Annotated in this window: 12 protein-coding genes and 1 rRNA gene; 9 read left to right on the top strand and 4 right to left on the bottom strand. The window is 38.2% G+C overall.

Annotated elements, in window-relative coordinates; genetic code table 11:
- Positions 1-16: 16 nt before the first annotated feature.
- The gene (pdxA, locus tag FTU34_RS13195) at positions 17-1,000 is read right to left on the bottom strand and encodes a 4-hydroxythreonine-4-phosphate dehydrogenase PdxA (protein ID WP_180035892.1); all 984 of its coding nucleotides are present in this window, start codon (positions 998-1,000) and stop codon (positions 17-19) included.
- A 90-nt stretch (positions 1,001-1,090) separates the two neighbouring features.
- Positions 1,091-1,471, bottom strand: coding sequence for a hypothetical protein (locus tag FTU34_RS13200; RefSeq protein ID WP_180035893.1), 381 nt, complete (start codon positions 1,469-1,471; stop codon positions 1,091-1,093).
- 191 nt (positions 1,472-1,662) lie between these two features.
- Between FTU34_RS13200 and rplM the strand changes: the two genes are divergently transcribed.
- Together rplM and rpsI are read left to right on the top strand one after the other, a co-directional pair.
- On the top strand, positions 1,663-2,091 hold the full coding sequence (gene rplM, locus FTU34_RS13205; RefSeq protein ID WP_004722943.1) for a 50S ribosomal protein L13: 429 nt from the start codon (positions 1,663-1,665) through the stop codon (positions 2,089-2,091).
- A 12-nt stretch (positions 2,092-2,103) separates the two neighbouring features.
- Positions 2,104-2,490, top strand: coding sequence for a 30S ribosomal protein S9 (gene rpsI / locus FTU34_RS13210; protein ID WP_078190115.1), 387 nt, complete (start codon positions 2,104-2,106; stop codon positions 2,488-2,490).
- Positions 2,491-2,552: 62 nt separating this feature from the next.
- On the opposite strand, the gene FTU34_RS13215 is transcribed toward rpsI, so the two are convergent.
- Positions 2,553-2,798 carry a hypothetical protein gene (locus FTU34_RS13215; protein ID WP_180035894.1) on the bottom strand — a complete coding sequence of 82 codons (246 nt, stop codon included), beginning with the start codon at positions 2,796-2,798 and terminating at the stop codon, positions 2,553-2,555.
- Positions 2,799-2,962: 164 nt separating this feature from the next.
- Here FTU34_RS13215 and FTU34_RS13220 point away from each other — a divergent pair, with 164 nt between their 5' ends.
- From FTU34_RS13220 to FTU34_RS13250, 7 genes are all read left to right on the top strand, one after another.
- Positions 2,963-3,616: a glutathione S-transferase N-terminal domain-containing protein gene (locus FTU34_RS13220; RefSeq protein WP_111884994.1), complete on the top strand. Its 654-nt coding sequence runs from the start codon at positions 2,963-2,965 to the stop codon at positions 3,614-3,616.
- A 27-nt stretch (positions 3,617-3,643) separates the two neighbouring features.
- A complete protein-coding gene (locus tag FTU34_RS13225) occupies positions 3,644-4,072 on the top strand; it encodes a ClpXP protease specificity-enhancing factor (protein WP_180035895.1) in 429 nt (142 codons plus the stop codon).
- Between the two features lie 18 nt (positions 4,073-4,090).
- The gene (locus FTU34_RS13230; protein ID WP_180035896.1) at positions 4,091-4,732 is read left to right on the top strand and encodes a hypothetical protein; all 642 of its coding nucleotides are present in this window, start codon (positions 4,091-4,093) and stop codon (positions 4,730-4,732) included.
- A gap of 427 nt (positions 4,733-5,159) precedes the next feature.
- The gene (locus FTU34_RS13235) at positions 5,160-5,519 is read left to right on the top strand and encodes a roadblock/LC7 domain-containing protein (protein ID WP_180022868.1); all 360 of its coding nucleotides are present in this window, start codon (positions 5,160-5,162) and stop codon (positions 5,517-5,519) included.
- 86 nt (positions 5,520-5,605) lie between these two features.
- Positions 5,606-6,580, top strand: a complete 975-nt coding sequence (locus FTU34_RS13240; RefSeq protein WP_180035897.1) for a hypothetical protein — start codon at positions 5,606-5,608, stop codon at positions 6,578-6,580.
- Positions 6,581-6,595: 15 nt separating this feature from the next.
- Positions 6,596-7,141, top strand: coding sequence for an ATP/GTP-binding protein (locus FTU34_RS13245; protein ID WP_078194282.1), 546 nt, complete (start codon positions 6,596-6,598; stop codon positions 7,139-7,141).
- A 10-nt stretch (positions 7,142-7,151) separates the two neighbouring features.
- Positions 7,152-7,562: a roadblock/LC7 domain-containing protein gene (locus FTU34_RS13250; RefSeq protein WP_180035898.1), complete on the top strand. Its 411-nt coding sequence runs from the start codon at positions 7,152-7,154 to the stop codon at positions 7,560-7,562.
- Positions 7,563-7,738: 176 nt separating this feature from the next.
- Here the strand turns inward: FTU34_RS13250 and rrf are convergent.
- Positions 7,739-7,822, bottom strand: a 5S ribosomal RNA gene (rrf, locus tag FTU34_RS13255); the annotation flags it as partial.

A 7,822-nucleotide genomic window follows, 5' to 3' on the forward strand; every position in this document is an offset into this window, starting at 1 on the left:
ATTCAAACCTTTATTATTAAGTTTCGTTATTTTTCGCACGTGCTAATTCTAAAGCCAAATCAACCGCCACCTGTAAACTCGAACTTTTAGCAAGACCAGTTCCAGCCAGTGACAGTGCTGTGCCGTGATCCACTGAAGTCCGAATAAACGGTAAGCCCAAAGTGATATTGATGGCTTCGCCAAAGCCCTGCGACTTTAACACAGGTAAGCCCTGATCGTGATACATCGCCAAAACCGCATCGGCATCTTTTAAATTTTCAGGGGTAAATAAGGTATCAGCAGGTAAGCTCAGGCTCATATTCACCCCTTGAGCGCGATAATGCTCTAGCACCGGATTGATCACTTCAATCTCCTCCATGCCCAAATAGCCATCTTCACCCGCATGCGGATTTAAACCGCAGACTAAAATATGCGGATGATCTTTTTTAAATTTGGTTTTTAAATCATGAATTACAATATCAATGACTTGATGCAAACGTTCTTGAGTAATGGCATCGGCTACATCACGAAGCGGTAAATGTGTAGTTGCCAATGCGACACGGAGCGTTTTGGTCGCAAGCATCATCACGACACGATCAACGCCTGCAAATTCTTGATAAAACTCCGTATGTCCGCTGAAATGGATACCGGCATCATTAATAATCGACTTTTGCACAGGTGCAGTTGCAACACCTACACTTTTGCCAGACATCGCATAATCTGCAGAACGACGTAATTGTTCCAACACATAGGCTGCATTGTGCACATCTAACTGACCTGCAATAACAGGTGTAGTTACAGGTACATGTTCCACATAAAGCTGACCTAGAGCTGCCGAACCCTCCTGCCCAACATAGTCAATCAGTTCAACTTCGAGCTTTAACTGTTGAGCACGCTTGAGCAGCAAATCTTTATCAATAAGAACCACAAGTGGCCTTTCATCTATTCGATTGGCTAAGCTCAAACAAATATCAGGTCCGATACCTGCGGGTTCACCGCTCGTGATATATAAAGGCAGCATGGGTCTATCCTGTGTGTGCAATAGCATTATTATACTGTGTGATGCACATGACAGACCTAATTTTATTGATTAAAAATATCGGACTAAAACTCAAAAATAAGCGCGTTGTGCGACATTGTATGGAATGAAATCGAAAGCAAAACCTGAAATGCCAATGATCCAAATCAATGCAATAAGAATTACAATGCCGCGCTGAACGGCTGACACATGTTGCGGGTACTTCGTTATCAGCCAAAAAGACATACCACCCAGAAGCAATAATCCAATCAACAGATAAACCAATAAATAACTAAGGAAAAATAAAGTGAGCATCATTAACAAAACGATGATCGCACCATCCGCCCCGTGCAAATACACCAAATACAAAAAAGTTGGGCTTAAAACCAAGGCGCTACATAAGCCCATTAATTGCAACCATTGCCACCAAAATGAGGGTTCAGATGTGTTTTTTAACAGATTAGAATTCGACATGATTTACTTTCATCCGCTTTTTTTATAATTTCTGGATTATCTGCTGTTTATTGCTGAAGAAATATACTATAATACAGCGCTTGAAATTTTATATTTTCATTTGTGATTCTTCACGTATTCGTATAGAATCGCGTCTCCTTTTGTTTGGACAGCTTCCATAGTCCAAACCAACTATAATAGGTAGTGGTTTAATGAAAACTCTCAGCGCTAAGCCAGCTGAAGTTCAACACGACTGGTACGTTGTTGATGCTTCTGGCAAAACTTTAGGTCGCCTTGCGACTGAAATCGCTCGTCGTTTACGCGGTAAGCACAAAACTTCTTATACTCCTCACGTTGACACTGGCGACTACATCGTTGTTATCAATGCTGAGCAAGTTCAAGTGACTGGTAAAAAATCACTTGATAAGAAATATTATCGCCACACTGGTTTCCCTGGTGGTATTCGTGAAACTAATTTCGAAAAATTAGTTGCTCACAAACCAGAAGAAATCTTCGAACGTGCTGTAAAAGGCATGTTGCCAAAAGGTCCTCTTGGTTATGCAATGATCAAGAAAATGAAAGTGTACGCTGGTACTGAGCATCCACATACTGCTCAACAGCCACAAGTTTTGGACATCTAAGGGATACAGCACATGGCTACTAACTATGGTACAGGTCGCCGTAAGACCGCAACTGCACGTGTTTTCCTATCAGCTGGTACTGGTAAACTCGTAATCAACAACCGTTCTTTAGAACAATATTTCGGTCGTGAAACTGCTCGTATGGTTGTTAACCAACCACTTGAGCTTTTAGAAGCTACTGAGAAATATGACCTTTACATCACTGTTGCTGGTGGTGGTATCGGTGGTCAAGCAGGCGCTATCCGTCACGGTATTACTCGTGCATTGATCGCTTCTGACGAAACTCTTAAACCTGCTCTTCGTCAAGCTGGTTTCGTTACTCGTGATGCTCGTGAAGTTGAACGTAAGAAACTTGGTTTACGTAAAGCTCGTAAACGTCCTCAATTCTCTAAACGTTAATTTGTTTACCGAATCTGACAAAAAACCTTGGCTTATGCCAAGGTTTTTTTATGTCTTAATTTTTATGAAGATGATACAAATAGAATAACGATCCGATAAACAAAGAGACTCAAACTCGCAATAAAGCATATAACCGACAGTGTTAGTGTAATTGTACAAATGGTCATTTTGCTTTTTTGTTCAGGACTATCATCCCCTGCTCCATAATCAGAGGCATAACCTCCAGCGAGTGCCGTATAAAAGCCAATGCCCATAAAAATAACAGCAGCTAAAAATAATAATTTTTGTACAAGTGCAATGGTCATCATGCGGTGACGATCAGGTAAATATATGACATGAAAAGCTATCAGATAAAATCAAATAAAACAAAACTGTAATTTTCACTGTAGTTGCATTGATATTGCTAAAGTCTCCGTGATTTTACTGTCTAATTTTAGTATCCTATCTTATTCATTTCTCATCGTCTCGGATTATGTCAGTCGAAAATGCACCTCTCCAAGGGATTACGCTTTACAGTCATGCGGATGACTTTCGCTCACACTGGATACGCTATGTACTTGCAGAGAAGCAAATCAAACATAATTTAATTATTGCTGATGATGAAGACGAAGATCTTGCGAGTTTAAATCCCTACAATCAACTTCCGATGATGATTGAAAATGGCCTAAAACTCTATAACAGCAGTATTATTGCCGAATATTTGGATGACCGATATCGTCAAAATAAACTGTATGCAGATGCACCCATGCCTCGTGCAGAGCAACGTCAATATGTATGGCGCTTCGAACAAGATTGGTTAAGACTTGCCGATATTATGCTTCGCCATCCCGATACCCTCGATGAAAAAGCCAAGCAAAAAGCACAAAAACAATTACGTGATACACTCATTTCACTAACCCCCTTGTTTCAGCATTATCCTTATTTTATGTCTGAACAATTTAGCATGTTAGACTGTATGCTCGCACCTGTATTTCTGCGCCTAAAAGCCATGGGGATTGAGCTTCCCAAACAGCAATGCCGCCCTATATTTCTCTATTGCCAACGCATCTTTAGCCGTCCTGCATTTATCAAATCGATGACATTGCAGGAAAAAAATCGCTATAGCGAGCTTTTAGCAAAAAATTAATTTCCCATTAATATTCGAGTAAGCATTATGTCTGAACAAGAACTACAACTCACTCCAACGCGTCCATACTTAACACGGGCACTTTATGAATGGATTTGTGACAATCAACTTACACCGTACCTACTTGTCGATGCGACACAGAATGGTACGATGGTGCCAGTTCAATATATCCAAGATGGCCAAATTGTCCTGAATATTGCACCCCATGCAACTCATGCGCTGCATATGAGCAATGAGACGATTACTTTCTCTGCACGCTTTGGTGGAGTTTCGCAAAACCTCTATATCCCCTTTTCTGCTGTTCTAGGTATCTATGCACGTGAAAATGGTCAAGGCATGTTCTTCGATCCTCAAGAATATGAAGGTATTCAGAATGATCAAAATGCTTTAAAATCAAACAACCAAGAACAACAAGAGCAGCCGAAGAAAAAACCAGGTTTAAGGTTGCTCGATTAAAGAATAAGGAAGCGAATAATGGCTTTTGATTTAGTACAATATTTTGTCGAACAAATAGAATCTCAAAAGCCTATGCTTTTAAGTCATTTAAATCGTGAAGAAAAACGTCAACATATACGTGAAATTAATGCATTAACTTTAGGTGAATTGATTCATCAGCTCCGCAATAATGCTCAAAAGGTTTATCAAGAAATTACTCATCCTGATGAACTCTATATTCAAGAAGTTTCACGCCATCTGACCACCAATCCATCGAATGCATCAATATTAGAACGCTCTGAACTTGAACACCTAACAACTGAAATTTTTCATTTACAATTAAATGAATTAAAGCAACTTCATGATACCGGCTCACACTCACCACAAAGCATTCGAGAATTACTCAATGGACAAATTGAACACCTTTCTGGTCAAGCGGATGATTGGGTTTGGTCAACAAACAACCTAACAGAGCTTCTTGGTTCTAAACCAAATCTGCAAGAAGAGATATCATTAGAAGCATCAATGAAGGAGTTCAATCAAATGGTTAATCAACAACATACTCAAGAAGATGTGACAACTGAAGTACAAGTGCCAACTTGGTCAAAAATTGTAGAGCCTATCGTTGCAGTGGTGATTTTATGGATTCTGGCATCTGCAGCTTGTAATATTTTTTCTTAAGTGGCTTCATTTGTCTAAAACAATGACCTGCTTCTTAAGCAGGTTTTTTTAAATCGAATATTCTAAATTACACGCCTTTAGATCACTTTTTGTTTTCTTTATGTAAATCACTCAGCTTTATTCTGCAAAAATTGAGTTTTGTCACACCATTTACAAAATATTACATTTGAATTTTTGGTAAATTTTATATCAAAAATAAAGTCCGAAAACACATAAAAAAATATATATAGCAAATTAAATCACATTTTTTAAATCCTAAAACTTAACGCTATATTTAGAAAATATTATCCTTTTAAAGCAAAAAATTAATTTTATTGCAAAGCCCCATACGCTTCCTATAATTAAATTATGTAGTTAAAAACGCTAGTTTAATTACCTAAATATCTACAAATAATAATCATGTATAACCTAAAAGAGGGGCATAAAAATGGCTAAAGTTTCATTAGAATCACTCACAACAATCGACGGTTTTCATGCAGCGGCACTGGTAGACGGTGAAAGTGGCCTAGCTATGGCGACACAAGGCGGTGGAGATATTGATTTAGAATTAGCAGCTGCTGGAAATACTGAAGTGGTTCGCTCCAAAAGACGTGTTGCTCAGTCACTCAATTTAGATGATCACATTGTCGATATTTTAATTACCTTAGGAAAGCAGTATCACTTGATTCGTCCACTGGAAAATAATGAATCCGTATTCTTATATTTAGTACTTGATCGTGCCAAAGCAAACCTAGCCATGGCTCGACACGAATTAAAAACTTATGAAAAAAATTTAGATTTTGCTTAATTTCACCCAACCCTCTTATGCCAATAAGAGGGTTTTTTATTCCCAAAATGTTTTACAGATTTGAATAAAATTAGTCGAGGAACACCATGAATAAGCAATATATCAATATCGGCATTGCTGGATTAAGTATTCATGATTCAGATCAACTCAAACATCAGCTTTACGCAATTTTTCCACAGCACTTTAATATCCAATGGAAAAGTGCATCTGATGTGAATCTCGATTGCCTATTTATTCATGAGCGTTTTTTTGACACCGAAGGAATTCAACAAATATTAACACGCCGCGCTTTACCGTGGCTCAAGATCTCGAAAGACAACCAACAATCAGGGCGCGTCAGAAATAATACGCTGTTCCTACCCGTGGATGACAATCAAGAGCTCAATCAATGGATTGATAAACATCTCGTCAGCCATAATAACCTTAACGAATCCATTGAGCATGCTCAACATGTTCAAATCCAGAGCTTTAGCGATTTTAATTTGGAGGATGATTACTTCAAAAAAATGTATGCAGAAGATAATCATCAAAAATTACACCTATATGATGATCTAGGCACAATAGCGGTAATCGATACCGCGCAAAATATAGCTTGGCTCAACCTCGAGCGTCAACTTCAACACACAGATGCTAGTTTTAAATATGATTTCGCATCAATTGAAGATATGACCCATGTAAGTCGAAAGCACCCCGTCATCCTTCAAGACTGGATATGGAATCTATTTTGGCAAACTCCGAATTTTTACCAAACAGTTCCTGAAGATGGTCATTTTCGAATTTTAAGCTGGCCAAAACCTGCTGAACATTTATCTCATAAACAAATTTTTCAACTTTCTGCATGTTTTATCCAGGGTGCAAAGATATCAACCATTGCAGAACAATATGATATACCCCTCAGCACCGTTCGGCAGTTCATTGCTGCGAATATGGCATCACTGAATATTAAAAAAATAAATCTTTGGGATAAACATTACACGCCACCTGAAACGCATGAACCAACAGAAGAAAAGAACTTTGTACAAAACTTCTTTCGTAAATTACGGCGTAAATTTGGATTTTAGAATAGGACATCAAACATGATTCTTCAGCAATATAAAATTGTCTTTGCTGGTTCTATGGGTGCTGGAAAAACTGAAGCGATCCGTTCACTTTCTGATATCCCAGTTTTACTGACCGAGGCGTTTAATACAGATCAAACCAGCCATCAAAAACTTGAAACCACAGTAGGTATCGACTACGGAGAAGTGACCTTAGAAGATGGTTTAAAAATAGGTTTATATGGTACCCCTGGACAAAGTCGTTTTGATTTTATTTGGCCTGTGATTTGTCAAGGCGCAATCGGTACAATTATTTTGATTGATCATAATGTTAATGACCCCTTAAGTGAACTCGAAAGCTACTTAGAAACCTTCCAAAACTATACAGATAACATAGCCATTGGAATTACCCATACAGACGAAATCACAAGTTCAACGAATACTGCTATCTACAAAGATTGGCTGATTAGTCAGGACTTATATTCGCCCCTATTCTTTATTGACTGTCGCAAAAAATCTGACGTTTTACTGCTACTTGAAGCTTTAATTACCTCAATTGAAGTAAATCACTATATCACTGCATAAGGAGCAAAACATGTTTAATGTCACAAAACGCACCGCTTCGAATGAGTTAATAGAACATGCCCGTGAACAAATAAATAATATTATTAACAATGCACGAGGCGTTCATTTCATCATGGTGTGTTCAACAGATGGATTTGAGCTAACGAGTGTTTACAAACGTGGGCAATATAACAATAGCAAGTTAGCTGCGGTTAGCAGCTCTATCCTTGCAATGGTGTCAGCATTTATCAAAGAAATTCATTTGGTCGGTTGTCAGAATATAACGTTAGATGCAGAAAATGGAAAAGCAATACTCACATCTGTTGCTGCGCAAAATCACCCCATGATTATTGTGGCATTGACTGATAAGGACATTTTATTAGGCCAAGTCTTATATATGCTTAAAGCTGCAACGCAATCAATTATTTCAGCGGATCAATAAACTTTATAGAAATATTGAAGACTATTAACTTTATATTTGATTCAGAAATCTTCATTTATTCGTCACTTTAACTTATTCATTTTCCTATTCTATTCTTCTGCTTTTCTTCTTATTTACCTTTCCCTCCCGCATAAAAAAAACACCCCCTGACATATCAGGGGGTGTTTCGAATAATGAGCTGGCGATGACTTACTCTCACATGGGTAACCCCACACTACCATCAGCGCTAAGAGGTTTCACTTCTGAGTTCGGGAAGGGAT

The organism is Acinetobacter sp. YH12094 (assembly GCF_013419295.1).
GTDB lineage: Bacteria > Pseudomonadota > Gammaproteobacteria > Pseudomonadales > Moraxellaceae > Acinetobacter > Acinetobacter amyesii.

Coding starts and splice junctions, on each gene's coding strand:
- FTU34_RS13230 (WP_180035896.1), top strand. CDS start 4,091: ATGGCTTTTGATTTAGTACAATATTTTGTCGAACAAATAGAATCTCAA.
- rpsI (WP_078190115.1), top strand. CDS start 2,104: ATGGCTACTAACTATGGTACAGGTCGCCGTAAGACCGCAACTGCACGT.
- FTU34_RS13245 (WP_078194282.1), top strand. CDS start 6,596: ATGATTCTTCAGCAATATAAAATTGTCTTTGCTGGTTCTATGGGTGCT.
- FTU34_RS13220 (WP_111884994.1), top strand. CDS start 2,963: ATGTCAGTCGAAAATGCACCTCTCCAAGGGATTACGCTTTACAGTCAT.
- rplM (WP_004722943.1), top strand. CDS start 1,663: ATGAAAACTCTCAGCGCTAAGCCAGCTGAAGTTCAACACGACTGGTAC.
- pdxA (WP_180035892.1), bottom strand. CDS start 1,000: ATGCTGCCTTTATATATCACGAGCGGTGAACCCGCAGGTATCGGACCT.
- FTU34_RS13250 (WP_180035898.1), top strand. CDS start 7,152: ATGTTTAATGTCACAAAACGCACCGCTTCGAATGAGTTAATAGAACAT.
- FTU34_RS13215 (WP_180035894.1), bottom strand. CDS start 2,798: ATGATGACCATTGCACTTGTACAAAAATTATTATTTTTAGCTGCTGTT.
- FTU34_RS13200 (WP_180035893.1), bottom strand. CDS start 1,471: ATGTCGAATTCTAATCTGTTAAAAAACACATCTGAACCCTCATTTTGG.
- FTU34_RS13235 (WP_180022868.1), top strand. CDS start 5,160: ATGGCTAAAGTTTCATTAGAATCACTCACAACAATCGACGGTTTTCAT.
- FTU34_RS13225 (WP_180035895.1), top strand. CDS start 3,644: ATGTCTGAACAAGAACTACAACTCACTCCAACGCGTCCATACTTAACA.
- FTU34_RS13240 (WP_180035897.1), top strand. CDS start 5,606: ATGAATAAGCAATATATCAATATCGGCATTGCTGGATTAAGTATTCAT.